We start from the raw sequence: 20,736 nt of genomic DNA, 5'->3' as shown, positions 1-20,736 counted from the left end.
TTCAATGAAAACAACGCAGAAATGGAATGTCAGGGATGTGATCACCACGGTGCTGCTTACGGTGCTGCTCATCGTCATCCAGCTTATTGTGAATATGGTCTGCATGGCCAATGATTTTGTCAGTATGGTGCTGTCCGTGGGCTTTACCATGTTTTTGTGTGCGCCTGTTTATTTCCTTATGGTAAGCCGGGTACATAAGCGCTTCGTGACGCTGGTCTACATGACCATACTGGGACTTGTGTTCCTCATCATGGGAAACTGGTATCTGCTCCCCTATTATATCATCGTTGGTATCATTTGCGAGGCGATTTTATGGAGGGATGGCTGGGAATCCAAAAAGAAAATGACGGCAGCCTGGTCGGTGGCAAGTCTGCTGTACAATGGCGTGAACCTTCTGCCTATCTGGTTCTTCTGGGATACCTACGAAGCCTTTGCACTCTCCAGCGGTATGGAGCAGAGCTATATTGACTCCTTTGTCCACTATTATACCTCCGCAGGCTGGTTGGCGTTCATCATCCTGTTCACAATGCTCGGCGGATTCCTTGGCAGTCTGGTCGGCGGGAAGCTGGTCAACAAGCATTTCAAAAAAGCGGGAGTCCTGTAATGCGCCGCGGGAATTTTGCCATTCCAGTAAAGCTGTGGGCGCTTGCCTGTACAATCATCGGCATATCTCTGACTGCGGACACGGTGCTGACCTGCGTCCTTACTGTCACGGGATTTGCCTATCTGGGAGCACAGCGCAACTGGCGGCTGCTGCGCTCCATGGCAGTTTTTTATGCGCTGCTTGGGATTCTGCTGTACCTGATCCGGTTCCATGACTTTCATCCGGCGGTTTTCTCGGAATTTTATGTGCTGATGTTCTGGACCCTGACGCCGGTGTTCCTGGTGTCCTGGGATCTCATTACCACACCGCCCGGCGAATTGGCGTCCTTTTTATCCCGTATTCACACGCCGACTCCTGTAATTCTCGGCCTGCTGGTCATGTTCCGTTTTTTTCCCACCATGAAGTCAGAGCTGCGGAGTGTCTGGCTCTCCATGCGCAACCGGGGATTGACCGCGCCGACCCAGCTTGTCAGCCACCCGGCGGCATCCTGTGAGTATGTGTTTGTACCCTTGCTGCTGCGCTGCCTGCAGATCGCCGACCAGCTCTCTGTTTCCGCCGTAGCCCGCGGAGCGGAACGGCCTGGGAAACGGGGCAGCTATTATGGAAAGAGGGCCGACGTCTGCGATTCTATATGGCTGGCGCTCTGGACTGTGGTAACGGCGGTGTTTCTTGTTGTGGGAGGTGTGCGGATATGATTACTCTGCGGAATGTGTCATTTCAATATGAGGGCTGCGGGGAGGGTGTCCATGATATCGACCTTATCGTGCATGACGGGGAATGTGTCGTGCTGACAGGTCCGTCCGGCGGCGGAAAAACGACGCTGACAAGGCTGATCAACGGTCTGGCTCCCTCTTATTATCAGGGAACGCAAAAGGGTTCCGTATCGGTAAACGGCACGGAGATTACAACACTTCCCAGTTGGAGGATTGGGCAGGAGATTGGAAGCGTGTTCCAGGATCCCAAGAGTCAGTTTTTTTCCTCGGAGCTTGCCGGGGAGATTGCCTTTGCCTGTGAAAATTATGGAATGGCGAAGCAGGAAATACGGACACGCACGGAGGAAGCGATTGCATCTTTGGGATTAGATGCGCTGCGCCTGCGCCCTCTGGATGTGCTGTCCAGCGGCGAGAAACAGCGCGTGGCGGTGGCGTCGGTCTACGCGCTGCGGCCCCACACCTATGTCTGCGACGAGCCTACGGCAAATCTGGACAGCGAGGGAGCTGCAAGGCTTGCGGACATACTCCGAAAGCTGAAAGACGAGGGAAACACCCTGATTATAGCGGAACACCGGCTGGCATGGCTGAGCGGCATTGTCGACCGTTTCGTCTATGTGTCGGAGGGAACGATCCAATGGGAAAAGACACCGGCGCAGATGAGGGAGCTTTCAGATGAGGAACGAAAACGGTACGGCCTGCGGGAAATCGCGGAAACGGAGATTTCTCTGCCGATGCTTCCCGCAAGCGCCGGGGAGGAACACCTTTTCTGCAGGAATCTGACCTGCAGGCGAAAAAAGGCCATCATTTTTGAAAACCTGAATTTCGCTCTGCCTGCCGGGCTGATTACCGCCGTCACTGGTAAAAACGGCGCGGGCAAAACTACCCTTGCCATGGCGCTGACGGGGCTGCAAAAGCCAGGCAGCGGGGAGGTCTATATCGGCGGCAAAAGTCTGTCTGCCGGAAAGCGCAGAAAAGCGGTGTGGTACAGCTCCAATGATACGGGAACCCAGTTTTTTACCACCAGCGTCACAGACGAACTGCTGCTTCATTCCGATGCTTCTCCCGGTCGGCTGGAGCGGGCCAGGGCGCTGCTGAAAACACTTGGCCTGTATGCTTATAAAGATGCGCACCCGGCCGCCCTTTCCGGCGGTCAGAAGCAGCGGCTTTCCATTGCTTGCGGGCTGTTATCCGGCAGGGAAATCCTGCTGTTAGACGAGCCCACGTCAGGGCTGGACGGGGGAAATATGCGCAAAATTGCCGCTGTATTGACAGAGGCCGCAGCCGAAGGAAAAACGATACTGGTCATTACACATGATAAGGAGCTGATGCAGTCATGCTGCAATTTTCAATGGGAGCTGTGTCAATGACTACTGGCAATAGTGTGCAGGTTGGAGCATATTATTAGCGCAACGAGTTTTCAAAAGTTACTTAGAAAAATGTGTTCTTTATCAGTTAGAATGGAATTTGGCGATCCAGGCTGGAAGATGGAATGGAAACGAAATGATTGTAATGGAATCGAATGGAACTGTCATGAGTGCTTTTATGTTGATAGGTTAAAGTATTATGGTGTTCCAGAGTTGGTTTCTATTTTCTGTGAAAGTACAGTTTGTTTCTACCTATCAACTAGGATTTCTTGTCTTTAATTGGAAGTAAAACAAGCGATTAAATGAGAAGAGTTATTATAGCCGAATAGGTAAAAATGCGATAAGTTGAAGATACCTTAAAGTTTTTAATAGGAGGTGGTGGACTATGGGGAATTAGCCGTTTTGGATTTAGGGGAACCCGGCAAACAAATTGGGGAAAAATTGTTTGTTTTGCTGGATGCAGAGCAACAAAGGGAGTTAACTCATTATGTTCTTACCAGGAATAAACAGGATTGCGCTCCTGCTGAAAATTCATATGTTATTTCTCATACTTCCACCCTACAGGCAGATGTGGAATTGCCATTGACAGAAATCCAAGAAGGTGAGCTATATTTTTGTTTGGAAGAAAGGGAGGTATCTATCCGAGGAGAAAAGGTGGATTTGTCAGCCAGGGAGTTTAATACTCTTTATTTATTGCTTATGAACCGAAAACGGGTAATGACTTTTGAAACCATAGCCTACCATGTGTGGGGTGAGGAATATGTTGAGAATGAGCTTACTGCGATCCATAACATAATGAGTCGGCTACGACAAAAGCTCAAAACATCCCCTGATATTTCAGATTATATTATCGGTGTGCGTGGTGTTGGCTATAAATTTGACACCACATAGCAAAAGAAGTGAAATTGCTCATTTTGAATTCATTTTTGAGTGGTTAAAAGAACATGATATGCTGAATCAAGATGGAAAAGAGATTTTGGAAATTGGTATAGACGATGATGTTTCATTGCATGAAGGATTGCTGAACAAAAGCGGCCTAGATTTCTTGAACAAATTTTATGACAAGCTAATTGCCGATTCGGAATATGATGTGTCTCGTGAAAGAGAATTAATTGAAAAATTCTTTTATTGATTTTATGCGATTATCTATTGACAGTGCGGTAAGAATATGCTATTTTATCTAAAGACTGCCGAAGACAGCAGGTGCGAAAGCGTAAGTAGAGATACGCCTGCCGAGGAGAGTTAGATTCGCGTGTTGAATTTATGAGTCCTCCATGTCTATTGGCATGGAGGCTTTTTATATTTCCTGAAAGCAGTCAAAAATCTTATAAGGAGGTATATTATTCGTGGCAAAAGTGGAATTAAAACAACCAATCGTACAGGCTATTGCAGAAGATGTCAAAGATGCAGCAAGCGTTGTGCTGGTAGACTACCGCGGACTGACAGTTGCGCAGGATACAGAACTGCGTAAACAGTTAAGAGAAGCTGGGATCACCTACAAGGTTTATAAGAACACAATGATGAAAAGAGCGTTCGAAGGAACAGATTTTGCTGTTCTGGATGAGCATCTGGAAGGCCCGAGTGCGATCGCTGTGTCCAAAGATGATGCAACAGCACCGGCAAGAATTCTCTGCAAATTTGCAAAAGACGCAAAGGCCCTGGAGCTGAAAGCGGGTGTGGTTGAAGGCACATTATATGATGTGGACGGACTGACAGAACTGTCTAAGATCCCATCAAGAGAAGAACTGCTGTCCAAGCTGCTTGGAAGCCTGCAGTCACCGATCACCAACCTTGCACGTGTCCTGAACCAGATTGCAGAAAAGGGCGGCGCAGAGAACTGCGAAGCTGCTCCAGCTGAGGAAGCGGCAGAAGAAGCTCCTGCAGCAGAGGAGGCTCCGGCAGAGGAGGCACCTGCAGCAGAAGAAGCACCGGCAGAAGAGTAAACCGGAAGAAACAAAATATTTAAAATAAAAATGGAGGAAAATAAAATGGCAAAAATGACAACAGCAGAATTTATTGATGCTATCAAAGAGTTATCTGTATTAGAGTTAAATGATCTTGTAAAAGCTTGCGAAGAAGAATTTGGCGTATCTGCAGCAGCAGGCGTTGTAGTAGCAGCAGCAGGCGGAGATGGAGCTGCAGCAGCAGAAGAGAAGGATGAGTTTGATGTAGAACTGGTATCCGCTGGAGCATCCAAGGTAAAAGTTATCAAAGTTGTTCGTGAGATCACAGGTCTTGGACTGAAAGAGGCTAAGGCTCTGGTAGACGAAGCTCCGAAGGTAGTAAAAGAGGCTGTTTCCAAGGCAGAGGCTGAGGAGATCAAGGCTAAACTTGAGGCTGAAGGCGCTGAAGTTAACATGAAATAATTGCAGACCGGAAGGTTTGTCAAAATGGGGACGTACACTTTTTGTAAAAGTGCACGTCCCCATTTGTCGTTATGACACTTTGCCAAGAAGGATGGCCTCCAGAACCAGGATGGTCAGAAACAGGAGGTTCCAGGCGGTGAAAACCTTTAAGAAGCGCCGTTTGCTTCCGGGATACTTTTTTGTTACGATTTTATAAGAAATCAGGCTTGCCAGGGAGGCAATCAGTGTTCCTAGTCCGCCCAGGTTTACCCCTGTAAGGAGCGGCTGTATCTGTCCGGTAAAGCCGGAGAGGAGAATTGCTGCCGGTACGTTGCTGATGATCTGGCTGACCAGGATTCCTGCCAGCAGTTCCTGGCCGGTGACAGCCTGAACAAGGGCGTCGCTGACGAGAGGGATGCGTTTCATATTTCCTACAAAGATAAAGAAAAAGAGGAATGTAAAAAGGAGGAAATAGTCTACCTCCAGATAAAGCCTGCGGTCCAGGAGCGCCACGGCGGCTGCCACACAAATAAGTACCGGAAGGTATGGAAGGATGTGGAAGACCACTAAAAGACACGGGAGAAGGAGGACTAGGAAGGGCAGGACTTCCATAGCCATACGCCTTTTATCTGGATGCCAGTCTGTACCTGCAGCTACCTCCATCAGTGGCTCGTCCCGGCCGATGATGCATACTGCCAGAAGAAGTGCAAGAGACAGGCCGGCATAGGGCAGTACAGCTGCGGCAAACTGACTGATCGTAAGGCCTGAGATAGAGTATAAATACAGGTTCTGGGGATTGCCGATAGGGGTGGCCATGCTCCCCAGATTTGCTCCGATTGTCTCCAGAACTGCCAGCTTTACGATCCGGTCCTCATGCCCGGTCATCCGGAATACCAGCATGGTAAATGGAATAAAGGTAAGTAATGTGACGTCATTTGTGATAATCATGCTGGAAAAGAAGCAAAGGAGTACCATAATTGCTGACAGGGCTCGCAGGCTGTCTGCCCGCTTAAGAAGCGCATGCCCCAGCAAAGTGAAAAGCCCTTTGGACCTGAGCCCGGCCACCAGGATCATCAGGCAGAACAGGAGCGCTATGGTTCTCCAGTCCGGATAGGTAAAATATGCTTCATCGGGCCGCACAAGAAAAGCGGACAGGATGGCCAAAAGGAGTGCGGCACAAAATACAGTTTCATTTTTCAGGATGTTTTTCAGGATTGTCTTTGCCATTTCTATTTCTCCATGCGGGCGGTATTATGTCGGAGCAAACTGGCTGTTGTACAGGTTGGCATAGAAACCGCCTTTTGCCAGCAGTTCTTCATGGGTTCCCTTTTCGATGATATGTCCCTGATCCATGACCAGGATCACGTCTGCGTTCTGGATAGTGGAGAGCCGGTGGGCGACGATAAAGCTGGTGCGGCCCTTCATCAGGTTCTCGAAGGCCCGCTGGATCCGGAGCTCTGTCATGGTGTCGATGGAGGAGGTGGCCTCGTCCAGGATCAGCATCGGTGGCAGGCACAGCATGATGCGGGCGATGCAGAGCAGCTGCTTCTGGCCCTGGGACAGATTTTCACCGCCTTCGGTGATGATGGTATCGTACCCGTTCGGCAGGCGCATAATAAAGTTGTGGGCGTAGGCCTTCTTTGCGGCTTCGATGATTTCCTCTTCCGGGGCGTCGGGGCGGCCATAGGCGATGTTGTCCCGGACAGAAGCGGAACGGAGCCAGGTCTCCTGGAGAACCATTCCGTAGCTGCTGCGAAGAGACTGGCGGGTCAGATTCCGAATGTCGCAGCCGTCCACTATGATGGATCCGGAGCGGACGTCATAGAACCGCATCAACAGGTTGATCAGCGTAGTCTTCCCGCAGCCGGTGGGACCGACGATGGCGATGCGCTGCCCCGGCGTTACATGCAGATTTAAGTCCTGGATCAATGGAATGTCCGGTGCGTAGGAAAAGTCTACATGCTCCAGGCGGATATCTCCTTTTGGATCGGATAGTACTTTGGCGTTTTCCGGCTCCGGGGTCTCGGCAGCCTCATCCAGAAATGCAAAGACTCTGGCGGCGGAGGCGATGGAGTTCTGGAATTCGGTCAGCACACTGGTGATATCATTGAACGGTTTGGTGTACTGATTGGTGTAGCTTAGGAAGCTGGAAAGCTGTCCTACTGTCAGCATCCCCCGGATTACACCGAAGCAGCCGGCGATGGTCACACCTGCATAGATGCAGGAGTACATAAACCGGGTGGAGGGGTTGGTGATGGAAGAGAAGAAGGTAGCTTTTAAGGAATATCCGTAAAGCCGTTCGTTGATCTCTTCAAACTCCCGGACCGCTTCCTCCTGATGCCCGAAGGCCTGCACTACTTTGATGCCGCCCAGCATCTCGTTGGTAAAGCCGGTCAGTTCCCCGCGGGTTTCGGACTGCTTCTTGAACATGGTGAAGGATTTTCTGGAAATAAAGTTGGCCACCAGGAAGGACATGGGGCTTAAAACCACCACGACCAGGGTGATCCAGGGATTGATGCTGAGCATAAAGCCGATGGTGCCAAGGATGGTGACGCTGCTTGTGAACACCTGGGTAAAGCCCAGAAGCAGGCCGTCGGAAAACTGATCAATATCCGTGATGATCCGGCTGATCAGATCTCCGGAGGAGTGGCGGTCCACATAGGACAGGGGCAGCTCCTGGAGATGCTCGAAGGCCTGGGTGCGTAAGGATCGCACGATCCGGTAGGTGATCAGATTATTGACATGGTTCATGGTCCATTGGGCAATGGCTGTGATGGAAATGGAAACTGAGATGCCGGTGATCAAGGTAAAGAGGGTCTGGAAATCTACCAGGTTTTCTCCGGCGATCGCATCCACCGCGTGCCCGGTCAGGATCGGAACGTATAAAGTCAGGGCGACGGTCAGAACGGACAGGACGAGGGATAAAACCACCAGTGGCAGGTAAGGACGGATGTACCGGAGGATCCGCCGCAGTGTCTGAGGGTTCTGTGTGTTTTTTCGATTAAGCATGAATGCCTGCCTCCTTTCTGACAGATTGTGATGCGCAGATTTCCTGATAGACAGGATTGGTTTCCAGAAGTTCCCGGTGGGTGCCGCATCCGGCGATATGTCCGTCTTCCATGACAAGGATTCTGTCTGCGCTTTTGACGGCGGAAACCCGCTGGGAGATCAGGAATACGGTGCTGTGACCGGTAGACTCCTTTAATGCTTTGCGGAGCCTTGCGTCTGTGGCGAAGTCCAGGGCGGAAGCGCTGTCGTCCAGGATCAGGATTTCCGGCGCGCCTACCAGAGCGCGGGCAATGGTGAGGCGCTGCTTCTGTCCGCCGGACAGATTGGAGCCTCCCTGCTGAATGGCAAGATCAAGTCCCAATCCTTTTGCATCCACAAAATCCTTTGCCTGGGCAATTGTGAGAGCCTGGTAAATCTCTTCGTCAGAGGCGTCCCGTTTTCCCCACTGCATATTCTGTCGCAGGGAGCCGGAGAATAAGGCGGCTTTCTGGGGGACGATACCGATATGCCGGCATATGGAAGCGGGCGCCAGCCGGCGGATATCCTGTCCGAACAGCCGGATGGTTCCTTCGGTGCTGTCGTAAAAGCGGGGGATGAGGCTTGCCAGTGTAGACTTCCCGGAGCCGGTTCCTCCGATAATACCGATGGTTTCCCCTGGCATAGCGGTGAAAGAAAGACCCTGCAGAGTCTTGGATTTTGCCCCGGCGTAAGTAAAACCGACATTTTCAAATGCCACGGCAGGGATATTGCCGCAAGAAGGATCCGGGATTTCCAGTGGCGTTCCTTCGGCTGAGATGGAGGACTTTTGTTCAAAAATAGTGTTGACCCTGGAAAGGCTTGCCATGGCCCGGGACAGCAAAATGATCAGATTTGCCAGCTTGACAAGCTCGGTCAGAATCTGTGACATGTAGTTGATCAAAGCAATAATCTGTCCCTGGGTCAGCCTTCCGGCATCTACCTGGTGCCCGCCGAAATACAGGATGGCTATGATACCCAGGTTGATGATCACATAGGTCATGGGATTCAGAAGTGCAGATATTTTCCCGACAAAAACCTGTTTCTTATAAAAATCTGCAGTTTCATCCTGAAATCTTGCTTTTTCTGACTCCTGTCTGGAAAAGGCCCGGATCACCCGGATTCCCAGCAAATTTTCCCGGGTGCTTAAAAGGATCTTGTCCAGCTGTTTCTGTACCTTCTTATATAAAGGCATGCTGATCAAAAGGATAGCGAATACTACCACCAGAAGTGCGGGAATGGTGACGGCAAACGGAACCGCCGCTTTTATGTCTACGGTAAAGGCCATGATCATGGCGCCGATGACAACGAAGGGAGAGCGAAGGAACAGGCGGAGAAACATATTGACTCCGTTCTGGACCTGGTTTACGTCTACGGTCATCCGGTTGATCAGCGTGGAAGTCCCGATGGTGTCGATCTCCTGATAGGACAGACTGTTAATATGCGTAAACAGGTCGCGCCGGATCATCTTTCCTGTGGAAATAGCGGATTTTGCAGCAAAGTACTGGGCGGTCAAAGAGAAAGTAAAGCCGATGATTCCAAGAAGAATCATAAGGCCGCCCATTTTCCAGAGATAAGCGGGGTTTTTGCCTGCTATGCCGATGTCGATCATTCTTGCGACTACCAGAGGAATAAAAAGCTCGAAGGTCGCTTCCAGCATTTTAAACAAGGGAGCCAGCAGAGTGATGACTGGATGGTGTTTTAAATAGCTCATTAATCGTTTCATAAAGAAAACTCTCCTTTTTATCAGTACAGGTGCTCAAAGATATCTTTTCTTTCCTATATAATATAAAAATGTGCTCGGAAGATATCGGTTTATTTTACCATATTAGGAAGGCGACGGGAACTGTAATTAGAAAATTCATAAAAATTCGTTGACAAGCCTTGACAAGGTATGATAATATAAAAAATGCGCTATTGTGGAAACTTATGCCATAAATCCTTGTATACAAGAGAGAAAACATGAGAAATCCACAGGTTTTGCAACTGTTATGGGCGACTCGTAGCCCGACAAAAAATATATGAGGAGTGAAACGTCAATATGGAGAAAAACAGAATTCGTCCCATCAAAAGCGGAAAGAGTTCACGCATGAGCTATTCCAGGCAAAAAGAAGTGCTTCAGATGCCGAATCTGATCGAAGTCCAGAAGGATTCATATCAGTGGTTCCTGGATGAGGGATTAAAAGAAGTGTTTGATGACATTTCTCCGATTGCTGATTACAGCGGTCATTTAAGTCTGGAATTTGTTGACTTTACCTTGTGCGAGGACGATGTGAAATACTCGATCGAAGAGTGTAAGGAGCGGGATGCAACTTATGCGGCACCGCTGAAGGTAAGGGTAAGACTTCATAATAAAGAAACAGATGAGATCAACGAGCATGAGATCTTTATGGGTGATTTGCCGCTGATGACCAGTACCGGTACGTTTGTGATCAATGGTGCCGAGCGTGTCATCGTAAGTCAGCTGGTGCGTTCACCTGGTATTTATTATGCGATCGCACATGATAAATTAGGCAAAAGATTGTTTTCTTCTACCGTGATCCCGAACCGCGGGGCATGGCTGGAGTATGAGACTGATTCCAATGACGTTTTTTATGTACGAGTAGATAGAACTAGAAAGGTACCGATCACTGTGCTGATCCGTGCGCTGGGAATCGGTACAAATCCGGAGATCATCGAGCTGTTTGGCGAAGAGCCGAAGATCATGGCGAGCTTTGAAAAGGATGCGGCAACCAACTATCAGGAAGGACTTCTGGAACTGTATAAGAAGATCCGTCCGGGAGAGCCGCTGGCAGTTGACAGTGCAGAAAGCCTGATCACCAGCATGTTCTTTGACCCGAGACGTTATGACCTGGCGAAGGTAGGAAGATACAAGTTTAATAAAAAACTGATGCTCCGCAACCGTATCAGCGGCCATGTGCTGGCGGAGACGGTTGCAAGCCCGATCACCGGCGAAGTGATCGCGGAAGCAGGAACCAAGGTGACCAGAGAGCTGGCAGACCAGATCCAGAATGCGGCAGTTCCTTATGTGTGGATTGAGCGTCCGGACGAGGAGAGGAACATTAAAGTCCTTTCTAATATGATGGTGGATCTTACATCTATCGTAGATGTGGATCCGGAAGAAGTAGGGGTTACGGAGCTGGTATATTATCCGGTTCTGGCGGGAATCCTGGAAGAGACGGCAGGCGATGTGGATGAACTGAAGCATGCCATCAGGAGGGATATCCATGACCTGATCCCGAAACACATCACAAAAGAGGACATCCTGGCTTCCATCAACTACAATATCCATCTGGAGTATGGCCTTGGAAATGATGACGATATCGACCACCTGGGCAACCGGCGGATCCGTTCTGTAGGCGAACTTCTGCAGAACCAGTACCGGATCGGACTTTCCAGACTGGAGAGAGTGGTAAGAGAACGTATGACCACACAGGATCTGGAGGGAATCTCCCCTCAGTCCCTGATCAATATCAAGCCGGTAACGGCAGCAGTGAAGGAGTTCTTTGGATCCTCCCAGCTGTCCCAGTTCATGGATCAGAACAACCCGCTGGGTGAGCTGACGCACAAGAGACGTCTGTCTGCCCTGGGACCGGGAGGTCTGTCCAGAGACCGTGCCGGATTCGAGGTGCGTGACGTACACTATTCCCACTATGGAAGAATGTGTCCGATCGAGACGCCTGAAGGTCCGAACATCGGTCTGATCAACTCCCTGGCATGCTATGCCAGAATCAATCAGTACGGATTCGTAGAGGCTCCGTACCGCAAGATCAACCACGATGATCCGAAAAATCCGGTGGTTACGGATGAAGTCGTATACATGACGGCGGATGAGGAAGATAATTACCACGTGGCACAGGCCAATGAGCCTCTGGATGAAGAAGGACACTTCATTAATAAAAATGTTTCCGGTCGTTACCGCGAAGAGACACAGGAGTACGAAAGAAGCATGTTTGATTACATGGATGTATCGCCTAAGATGGTGTTCTCCGTGGCAACAGCGCTGATCCCGTTCCTGGAGAACGACGATGCCAACCGTGCGCTGATGGGATCCAACATGCAGCGTCAGGCGGTTCCGCTTCTGATGACCGAGGCTCCGGTCGTTGGAACTGGTATGGAAGAAAAAGCAGCAGTGGACTCCGGAGTCTGCGTGATCGCAGAAGAAGGCGGCGTGGTAGAGCGCTCCACATCTGCAGAGATTACGATCCGCCAGGACGACGGCAACTTAAAGAAATATAAGCTGACCAAGTTCTTAAGAAGTAACCAGAGCAACTGCTACAACCAGAGACCGATCGTCTTCAAGGGAGACCGCGTGGAGGCAGGCGAAGTGATCGCTGACGGACCGTCCACATCCAATGGCGAGATGGCTCTTGGAAAGAACCCGCTGATCGGATTTATGACCTGGGAAGGCTATAACTACGAGGATGCGGTACTGTTAAGTGAAAGACTGGTACAGGATGATGTTTACACATCCGTACACATTGAAGAATATGAGGCAGAAGCCCGCGATACCAAGCTGGGGCCGGAAGAGATCACCCGTGACATTCCGGGCGTTGGTGATGATGCGCTGAAGAACCTGGATGAGAGAGGAATCATCCGCATCGGTGCGGAAGTGCGTGCAGGAGATATCCTGGTAGGAAAGGTAACTCCGAAGGGAGAGACCGAGCTTACCGCTGAGGAGCGTCTGCTCCGTGCGATCTTCGGTGAAAAGGCACGTGAAGTCAGAGATACATCTCTGAAAGTTCCGCACGGCGAATATGGTATCGTTGTAGATGCCAAGGTATTCACCAGGGCAAATGGCGACGAGCTGTCACCGGGTGTAAACCAGGCAGTGCGCATTTACATTGCACAGAAGAGAAAGATCTCTGTCGGAGATAAAATGGCGGGACGTCACGGAAATAAGGGTGTCGTTTCCCGTGTGCTTCCGGTAGAGGATATGCCGTTCCTGCCAAACGGACGGCCGCTGGATATCGTGCTGAATCCGCTGGGTGTACCTTCCCGTATGAATATCGGACAGGTACTGGAGATCCATCTGTCTCTGGCGGCAAAAGCACTGGGATTCAACATTGCCACACCGGTATTCGACGGTGCGGACGAGAATGATATTATGGATACTCTTGACCTGGCCAACGATTATGTCAACTTAAGCTGGGAAGAGTTTGAGGCAAAGCATAAAGAAGAGCTGCTTCCGGAAGTGCTGCAGTATCTGTCTGACAACCGTGAGCACAGAAAACTCTGGAAAGGCGTGCCGATCTCCAGAGACGGTAAGGTGCGTCTGCGTGACGGCCGTACAGGAGAATATTTCGACAGCCCGGTTACCATCGGACACATGCACTATCTGAAGCTGCACCATCTGGTAGACGATAAGATCCATGCACGTTCTACCGGACCATACTCTCTGGTAACACAGCAGCCGCTGGGTGGAAAGGCACAGTTCGGCGGACAGCGTTTCGGAGAGATGGAAGTCTGGGCACTGGAGGCGTACGGCGCATCTTACACCCTGCAGGAGATCCTGACCGTGAAGTCTGACGACGTGATCGGACGTGTGAAGACCTACGAGGCCATCATCAAGGGTGAAAATATTCCTGAGCCGGGTATTCCGGAGTCCTTCAAGGTGCTCTTAAAAGAGCTGCAGTCTCTGGGCCTGGATGTGCGCGTCTTAAGAGACGACAATACAGAGGTCGAGATCATGGAAACCGTAGACATGGGCGAGACAGATTTCCGCTCCCTCATCGAAGGAGACAGGAAATACCGTCAGGATGATAATCTTGGCGCTCAGGGGTATACGGAGCAGGAATTCCAGGGAGAAGAGCTGGTAGATGTGGAAGAAGAGCCGGAAGAAGATCATTACGAACTGGAATTTGAAGAAACTGATGACTTTGCATTTGATGATTTATCAGATGATGAATAGGAAGGAGTGCCAGGATGCCAGAAAATAGTAAAGAACAAACTTATCAGCCAATGACGTTTGATGCGATAAAGATCGGTTTGGCATCGCCTGAAAAGATTCTCGAGTGGTCCCGGGGAGAGGTAACCAAGCCGGAGACCATTAACTACAGAACGCTGAAGCCGGAAAAAGACGGTCTGTTCTGCGAGAAGATCTTCGGACCAAGCAAGGACTGGGAGTGCCACTGTGGAAAATATAAAAAGATCCGCTATAAAGGCGTGGTATGTGACCGCTGTGGAGTAGAGGTTACGAAGTCCAGCGTACGCCGCGAGCGTATGGGACATATCGCCCTTGCAGCGCCGGTATCTCATATCTGGTACTTTAAGGGAATCCCGAGCCGTATGGGACTGATCCTGGATCTGTCCCCGCGGACACTGGAGAAGGTTCTGTACTTTGCTTCTTACATTGTGCTGGACAAAGGAGAGACCGATCTTCAGTATAAACAGGTGCTTTCTGAGCAGGAATACCAGGAAGCAAGAGAGACCTGGGGCAACCGTTTCCGTGTAGGAATGGGAGCAGAATCCATCCAGGAGCTTCTGCAGGCTATTGATCTGGATAAAGAATATGAAGAACTGCAGGAAGGATTAAAGGGCGCTACCGGACAGAAGCGGGCCCGTATCGTGAAACGTCTGGAGGTAGTAGAGGCGTTCCGCGAGTCCGGCAATAAGCCGGAGTGGATGATCCTGACTGCTATCCCGGTGATCCCGCCGGATCTGCGTCCGATGGTACAGCTGGACGGCGGACGTTTTGCCACCAGCGATTTGAATGACCTGTACCGCCGGATCATCAACAGAAATAACCGTCTGAAACGCCTGTTAGAGCTGGGCGCTCCGGACATTATCGTAAGAAATGAAAAGAGAATGCTGCAGGAAGCAGTGGACGCCCTGATCGACAACGGCCGCCGCGGCCGTCCGGTCACAGGACCTGGAAACAGAGCCCTGAAGTCCCTGTCTGACATGCTGAAGGGTAAATCCGGACGTTTCCGTCAGAACCTGCTGGGTAAACGTGTCGACTACTCCGGACGTTCCGTTATCGTAGTCGGACCGGAACTTAAGATCTATCAGTGCGGTCTGCCAAAAGAGATGGCGATCGAGCTGTTCAAGCCTTTCGTTATGAAAGAGCTGGTGCAGAACGGAACTGCACACAATATCAAGAACGCCAAGAAGATGGTGGAAAGACTGGAGCCGCAGGTGTGGGACGTACTGGAAGACGTCATCAAAGAGCATCCGGTTATGCTGAACCGTGCCCCTACGCTGCACCGTCTGGGAATCCAGGCCTTCGAGCCGATCCTGGTAGAAGGTAAGGCGATCAAGCTGCATCCGCTGGTATGTACCGCTTACAATGCGGACTTCGACGGAGACCAGATGGCGGTTCACCTTCCGCTGTCCGTAGAAGCGCAGGCAGAGTGCCGCTTCCTTCTGCTGTCACCGAACAACCTTCTGAAGCCTTCTGACGGAGGCCCGGTTGCGGTGCCGTCTCAGGATATGGTACTGGGTATCTATTATCTGACCCAGGAGCGTCCGGGGGCAAAAGGAGAAGGAAAAGCGTTCAAGAGCGTCAATGAGGCGCTGCTGGCTTATGAGAACCAGGCAATTACCCTTCATTCCAAGATCAAAGTCCGCGTAAACAAGACTATGCCGGACGGAACCGTAAAGAGCGGTGTGATCGAGTCTACACTGGGAAGATTCCTGTTTAATGAAATCATTCCACAGGATCTTGGATTTGTAGACAGAGAGCAGGAAGGAAACGAGCTGCTGCTTGAGGTAGATTTCCATGTTGGAAAGAAACAGCTCAAGCAGATCCTGGAGAAGGTCATCAATACCCACGGATCCACAGCTACCGCGGAAGTGCTGGATGCTGTAAAATCCATCGGATATAAATTCTCCACACGCGCGGCTATGACCGTATCTATTTCTGATATGACCGTGCCGCCGCAGAAGCCTGAGATGATCAAACAGGCACAGGATACCGTAGATAAGATCACCAAGAACTACAAGCGTGGTCTGATCACGGAGGAAGAGCGTTACAAAGAAGTCGTAGAGACATGGAAGGCAACCGACGATGCACTGACAGAGGCACTGCTTTCCGGTCTGGATAAATACAATAACATCTATATGATGGCGGACTCCGGAGCCCGTGGTTCTGACAAGCAGATCAAACAGCTTGCAGGTATGCGTGGTCTGATGGCAGATACGACAGGACGTACCATTGAGCTGCCGATCAAGTCCAACTTCCGTGAAGGTCTGGACGTACTGGAGTACTTCATGTCCGCCCATGGAGCGCGTAAAGGACTTTCCGATACGGCGCTTCGTACCGCCGACTCCGGATACCTGACCAGACGTCTGGTAGACGTTTCCCAGGAACTGATCATCCACGATGTAGATTGTGTGGATGAGGGTGCTGAGATTCCGGGAATGTATGTCAGGGCATTTATGGACGGCAATGAAGAGATCGAGAGCTTACAGGAGCGTATCACAGGACGCTATCTGTGCGAAGATATCAAAGATAAAGACGGCAATGTGCTGGTAAAAGCAAACCACATGGTTACACCGAAGCGTGCTGAGCTGATCGCAAAGAAAGGTGTGGATGAAAACGGAGAGCCTCTGACAAAGATCAAGATCCGTACCATCCTGACCTGCCGTTCTCACCGCGGTGTCTGCGCGAAGTGCTACGGCGCCAACATGGCGACCGGCGAGCCGGTACAGGTAGGTGAGGCTGTAGGTATTATCGCCGCACAGTCCATCGGAGAGCCTGGTACCCAGCTGACCATGCGTACCTTCCATACCGGTGGTGTGGCCGGTGACGATATCACACAGGGTCTTCCCCGTGTCGAAGAGCTTTTTGAGGCAAGAAAGCCGAAGGGACTTGCGATCATCACAGAATTTGCAGGTACCGCTACTATCAATGATACGAAGAAGAGACGCGAGATCATCGTGACTAATCACGAGACCGGCGAGTCCAAGGCGTACCTGATCCCGTACGGATCCAGGATCAAGATCCAGGACGGCGCGGAACTGGAGGCCGGCGATGAGCTGACAGAAGGTAGTGTAAATCCGCATGATATCCTGAAGATCAAAGGACTGCGTGCCGTACAGGACTACATGCTCCAGGAAGTACAGCGTGTATACCGCCTGCAGGGTGTTGATATCAACGATAAGCATATCGAGGTGATCGTGCGCCAGATGCTGAAGAAAGTACGTGTGGAGGAAGCAGGAGATACCGAATTCCTTCCGGGCACAAATGTGGATCGTCTGGTATTCGAGGACGTCAACGAGCAGATGGAAAAAGAAGGAAAGACTCCGGCTACCGGAGAACAGATCATGCTTGGTATCACCAAGGCATCTCTGGCTACTAATTCCTTCCTGTCCGCGGCATCCTTCCAGGAGACCACCAAGGTACTGACGGAAGCAGCTATCAAGGGCAAGATTGACCCGCTGGTAGGCTTGAAGGAAAATGTCATCATCGGTAAACACATTCCGGCAGGTACCGGTATGCACAAATACCGCGATATCCGCCTGGATACAGATATGTCCCTGGATGATGAGATTATGTTCAGCGAGGAAGAGCTGGAGGGAGAAGATACTGTGATCGGAGACGCCGGCGCAGAAGAGCTCCCGGATACAGCTGAGGAAGGCGTGTTTGCAGAAGCGGCGCCAGAGGAAGCTGTCACGGCAGAAGAATAGAGACAGAGTTATCAGAATTGTCAAGCAGAAGGGAAGCCTGAAAATGGCTTCCCTTTTTTCTATGGAACGAAAGGGAAGAAATTGACATTTCGGGACGGTGATACTATAATATTTTTTGGAAAGAATCGGCGGCTTACTGCTGATCTTGAATGTCTTTTTAAAGAAAGGTTGGGGAAAAATGGACCAGAACAAAGTATCTAGAGTATTGAAATCAATGGAAGAAAAAGGAGTTCCTCAGATGATCATTTCCGATCCGGTTGCGATCTTCTATCTGACTGGAAAATGGATCTTCCCGGGAGAAAGACTCCTGGCGCTGTATCTGAATGTAAACGGCAATCATCAGATGATCATCAACAAGCTGTTCCCGCAGGAATCAGATCTTGGAGTAGCAATCACCTACTATGATGATATTGAGGACGGAGTAGAGATCTTAAGCAGATTTGTAGAAAAAGACAAAGTGATGGGAATCGACAAGACATGGCCTTCCAAATTCCTGATCCGTCTGCAGGAGCTGGGCGGCGGAAGCAAGTTTGTCAATGGATCACCGATCATTGACTACATCCGTATGGTCAAAGATGAAAAAGAGCAGGAGCTGATGAGAGAATCCTCCAGAATCAACGATATCGCTATGGAGAGGATCATTCCATGGGTAGTAAAGGGCCTGACAGAGAAAGAACTGAACGCAAAGATGCGTGAGATCTACAAAGAACTGGGATGCGAGGACGTATCCTTTGATCCGATCACCGCATATGGACACGGTGCAGCTGACCCGCATCATGTAACAGATGATTCCAAGGGAAAACGCGGCGACTGCGTAATCCTGGATATCGGAGCGTTCAAGGATAACTATGCATCAGATATGACCAGAACCGTATTTATTGGTGAGGTTTCCGACCGCGCAAGAGAAATCTATGACATTGTATGCGAAGCAAACAGACGCGGTATCGAAGCTGCAAAACCGGGCAACCGCATGTGTGATGTAGACCTGGCGGCAAGAAATTACATCGAAGAGAAGGGATACGGACAGTATTTCACTCACAGAACCGGACATTCTATCGGACTTGAGGATCACGAGTTCGGCGATGTTTCTTCAGTAAATGAAGATATCATCCAGGTTGGACAGTGCTTCTCTGTAGAGCCGGGTATCTACCTTCCGGATGAGAATATCGGTGTCCGCATCGAGGACCTGGTAATCATCACAGAGGATGGCTGCGAAGTTCTGAATCACTTCACAAAAGATCTGATCGTAGTTCCGGAGGAATAAGCAAAAAACACGGCTGAATAGTTGTGAAAATACAAAGAGCAGAGATTCTGAATATAGAATTTCTGCTCTTTCTATGTTACAATGGTTGAAGCATATGAAGAGTATGAAGCGAAGGAGGAATTGAAAAATGGATCGGGAACAGGCACATGCAATACTGATGAAATATATGGAGGGAGAGAATTATATCACTCACTCCTATGCAGTAGAGGCGATCATGAGAGGGCTGGCAAAAAGACTGGCGCCAGATGAGGTCGAATACTGGGGAATCGTAGGTCTTCTGCATGATCTGGATGAGGAGCAGTGTGACTGGAGAAATGACATGAGTGTGCATGGCCCTACATCTGTGGAGATCCTGAAAAAGGAAGGGATCGAAGATAAGGTATTGTTTGATGCAATCTGTGCTCACAACCCGAAAAGCGGGGTGAAGGCGAAGACGAAGCTGCAGTATGCCATCCTGTCGGCAGATCCTATGAGCGGATTTGTGAAAGCCGTTGCACAGATATATCCGGATAAAAAGATTGCAAGCGTAAAACATAAATCTGTAATGAAGAGGTTTAATGAACGCCGGTTTGCAGCCGGAGCGAACCGTGATTACATGGAAGCGATCGAGTTTACAGGACTAAGCCTTGATGACCTGATTGATGTGGCTCTGGAAGAGATGGGTGCAATTTCAGATGTCCTGGGATTGTAATGATACAATATTATCATATATTTGAGAGGAAAATCATATGAATACGACATTGATTATCATGGCGGCCGGAATCGGCTCCCGGTATGGCGGCGGGATCAAACAGCTGGCAAAGATGGGAAAGCACGGTGAAATCATCATGGATTATTCTATCTATGATGCGAAGGAGGCGGGATTTGATAAAGTGGTCTTTATCATCCGCAAGGATATTGAGGAAGAGTTTAAGGCAGTCATTGGAGACCGCATCAGGAAGCATATCGATGTAGAGTATGTGTTCCAGGAGCTTTCCGATATTCCGGAGGGATTTCAGGTGCCGGAGGGACGGACCAAGCCCTGGGGAACGGGACAGGCCATCCTGTGCTGTAAGGATGTGGTAAAGGAGCCGTTTGTTATCATCAACGCAGACGACTATTACGGGAAAGAGGCCTTCCGTAAGCTGCACGGTTTTCTGGTTGAAGAGGAAGCGTGCGATGCAGAATTCTGTATGGGTATGGCAGGGTTTGTACTGAAAAATACCTTGAGTGAGAACGGAACAGTCACCAGGGGAATCTGCAGAGCAGATGAAAACGATTTCCTGACACATGTGGTAGAGACGACCGGGATTGGCAGAGATGAGGATGGGAAGCTTTTCTGTGACGATCCGGGCGTACAGGAATGGTTTACAGAGAATGAACGGGTGTCTATGAATATGTGGGCCGGAGAGCCCTCGTTTATCGACTATCTGGGAAAAGGGTTCCGGGAATTTTTGGAGGATCCGTCGGGGGATCCGCTGAAGAAGGAATACCTTCTGCCAACCATTGTGGATAAACTGATCCGGGAGGGACGTGCCCGGGTGAAGGTGCTGGAGACCCAGGACAAGTGGTTTGGAGTCACTTACAAGGAGGATAAGCCTGCAGTGGAGGAGGCATTTGGCCGGCTGATCGCAGACGGCGTGTATCCGGAGAATTTGTGGGGGGAATAAAAAGACAACAGAAGACCCTTTGAAAAGTTTGAAGACCGGGAAGTTTTCCCGGTCTTTTTATGTGCAGCGGTAAAAGGCATGATCAAAATGGAGGTTCAAAATTCAGGGACCATATGCTATACTGGGGACACACAATTCTGGAG

The 20,736-nt window shown here is 50.1% G+C and carries 16 protein-coding genes and 1 other annotated feature; of the genes, 13 read left to right on the top strand and 3 right to left on the bottom strand.

Features of this window, described 5'->3' with window-relative positions; all coding sequences use genetic code 11:
- Nucleotides 1-4: 4 nt before the first annotated feature.
- From BKD12_RS03730 to rplL, 8 genes are all read left to right on the top strand, one after another.
- Complete coding sequence (locus tag BKD12_RS03730) at nucleotides 5-604, top strand: MptD family putative ECF transporter S component (RefSeq protein WP_070087981.1); 600 nt, start codon at nucleotides 5-7, stop codon at nucleotides 602-604.
- Nucleotides 604-1,299 (top strand): energy-coupling factor transporter transmembrane component T family protein, encoded by a 696-nt coding sequence (locus BKD12_RS03725; protein ID WP_070087980.1) that lies wholly within the window; start codon nucleotides 604-606, stop codon nucleotides 1,297-1,299. The genes BKD12_RS03730 and BKD12_RS03725 overlap by 1 nt, the downstream gene beginning before the upstream one ends.
- Complete coding sequence (locus tag BKD12_RS03720; protein ID WP_070087979.1) at nucleotides 1,296-2,684, top strand: ABC transporter ATP-binding protein; 1,389 nt, start codon at nucleotides 1,296-1,298, stop codon at nucleotides 2,682-2,684. The genes BKD12_RS03725 and BKD12_RS03720 overlap by 4 nt, the downstream gene beginning before the upstream one ends.
- Nucleotides 2,685-2,696: 12 nt before the next feature.
- On the top strand, nucleotides 2,697-2,960 hold the full coding sequence (locus BKD12_RS17610) for an L-2-amino-thiazoline-4-carboxylic acid hydrolase (protein WP_408606935.1): 264 nt from the start codon (nucleotides 2,697-2,699) through the stop codon (nucleotides 2,958-2,960).
- A gap of 123 nt (nucleotides 2,961-3,083) precedes the next feature.
- The gene (locus tag BKD12_RS03715; RefSeq protein WP_242872695.1) at nucleotides 3,084-3,572 is read left to right on the top strand and encodes a winged helix-turn-helix domain-containing protein; all 489 of its coding nucleotides are present in this window, start codon (nucleotides 3,084-3,086) and stop codon (nucleotides 3,570-3,572) included.
- A complete protein-coding gene (locus BKD12_RS03710) occupies nucleotides 3,547-3,813 on the top strand; it encodes a hypothetical protein (protein WP_141736926.1) in 267 nt (88 codons plus the stop codon). The genes BKD12_RS03715 and BKD12_RS03710 overlap by 26 nt, the downstream gene beginning before the upstream one ends.
- A 40-nt stretch (nucleotides 3,814-3,853) precedes the next feature.
- Nucleotides 3,854-3,990 (top strand) — a sequence feature (ribosomal protein L10 leader region).
- Between the two features lie 37 nt (nucleotides 3,991-4,027).
- The gene (rplJ, locus tag BKD12_RS03705) at nucleotides 4,028-4,624 is read left to right on the top strand and encodes a 50S ribosomal protein L10 (protein WP_070087977.1); all 597 of its coding nucleotides are present in this window, start codon (nucleotides 4,028-4,030) and stop codon (nucleotides 4,622-4,624) included.
- Nucleotides 4,625-4,669: 45 nt separating this feature from the next.
- Nucleotides 4,670-5,047: a 50S ribosomal protein L7/L12 gene (gene rplL, locus BKD12_RS03700; protein ID WP_070087976.1), complete on the top strand. Its 378-nt coding sequence runs from the start codon at nucleotides 4,670-4,672 to the stop codon at nucleotides 5,045-5,047.
- A gap of 69 nt (nucleotides 5,048-5,116) precedes the next feature.
- Here rplL and BKD12_RS03695 read toward each other — a convergent pair whose 3' ends face one another.
- From BKD12_RS03695 to BKD12_RS03685, 3 genes are read right to left on the bottom strand one after another with little or no spacing between them, the layout of a single operon-like run.
- Nucleotides 5,117-6,253, bottom strand: coding sequence for an SLC13 family permease (locus tag BKD12_RS03695; protein WP_070087975.1), 1,137 nt, complete (start codon nucleotides 6,251-6,253; stop codon nucleotides 5,117-5,119).
- Between the two features lie 24 nt (nucleotides 6,254-6,277).
- Nucleotides 6,278-8,035: an ABC transporter ATP-binding protein gene (locus tag BKD12_RS03690; protein WP_070087974.1), complete on the bottom strand. Its 1,758-nt coding sequence runs from the start codon at nucleotides 8,033-8,035 to the stop codon at nucleotides 6,278-6,280.
- Nucleotides 8,028-9,776, bottom strand: coding sequence for an ABC transporter ATP-binding protein (locus BKD12_RS03685; RefSeq protein WP_070087973.1), 1,749 nt, complete (start codon nucleotides 9,774-9,776; stop codon nucleotides 8,028-8,030). The genes BKD12_RS03690 and BKD12_RS03685 overlap by 8 nt, the downstream gene beginning before the upstream one ends.
- Before the next feature lie 315 nt (nucleotides 9,777-10,091).
- Between BKD12_RS03685 and rpoB the strand changes: the two genes are divergently transcribed.
- From rpoB to BKD12_RS03660, 5 genes are all read left to right on the top strand, one after another.
- Nucleotides 10,092-13,961 (top strand): DNA-directed RNA polymerase subunit beta, encoded by a 3,870-nt coding sequence (gene rpoB / locus BKD12_RS03680; RefSeq protein WP_070087972.1) that lies wholly within the window; start codon nucleotides 10,092-10,094, stop codon nucleotides 13,959-13,961.
- A 14-nt stretch (nucleotides 13,962-13,975) separates the two neighbouring features.
- Complete coding sequence (rpoC, locus tag BKD12_RS03675) at nucleotides 13,976-17,680, top strand: DNA-directed RNA polymerase subunit beta' (protein ID WP_070087971.1); 3,705 nt, start codon at nucleotides 13,976-13,978, stop codon at nucleotides 17,678-17,680.
- Between the two features lie 178 nt (nucleotides 17,681-17,858).
- Nucleotides 17,859-18,944 (top strand): M24 family metallopeptidase, encoded by a 1,086-nt coding sequence (locus BKD12_RS03670; protein WP_070088030.1) that lies wholly within the window; start codon nucleotides 17,859-17,861, stop codon nucleotides 18,942-18,944.
- Between the two features lie 127 nt (nucleotides 18,945-19,071).
- Nucleotides 19,072-19,635 carry an HD domain-containing protein gene (locus tag BKD12_RS03665; protein WP_070087970.1) on the top strand — a complete coding sequence of 188 codons (564 nt, stop codon included), beginning with the start codon at nucleotides 19,072-19,074 and terminating at the stop codon, nucleotides 19,633-19,635.
- Between the two features lie 37 nt (nucleotides 19,636-19,672).
- Entirely contained in the window at nucleotides 19,673-20,593 is a 921-nt protein-coding gene (locus BKD12_RS03660) for a nucleotidyltransferase family protein (protein ID WP_070087969.1), read from the top strand.
- Nucleotides 20,594-20,736 lie beyond the last annotated feature (143 nt).

The sequence above is a fragment of the Merdimonas faecis genome (assembly GCF_001754075.1).
Classification (GTDB): Bacteria; Bacillota; Clostridia; order Lachnospirales; family Lachnospiraceae; genus Merdimonas; species Merdimonas faecis.
The sequence above is the reverse complement of the archived record's forward strand: the minus strand, read 5'-3'. Positions and strand labels throughout refer to the sequence as shown.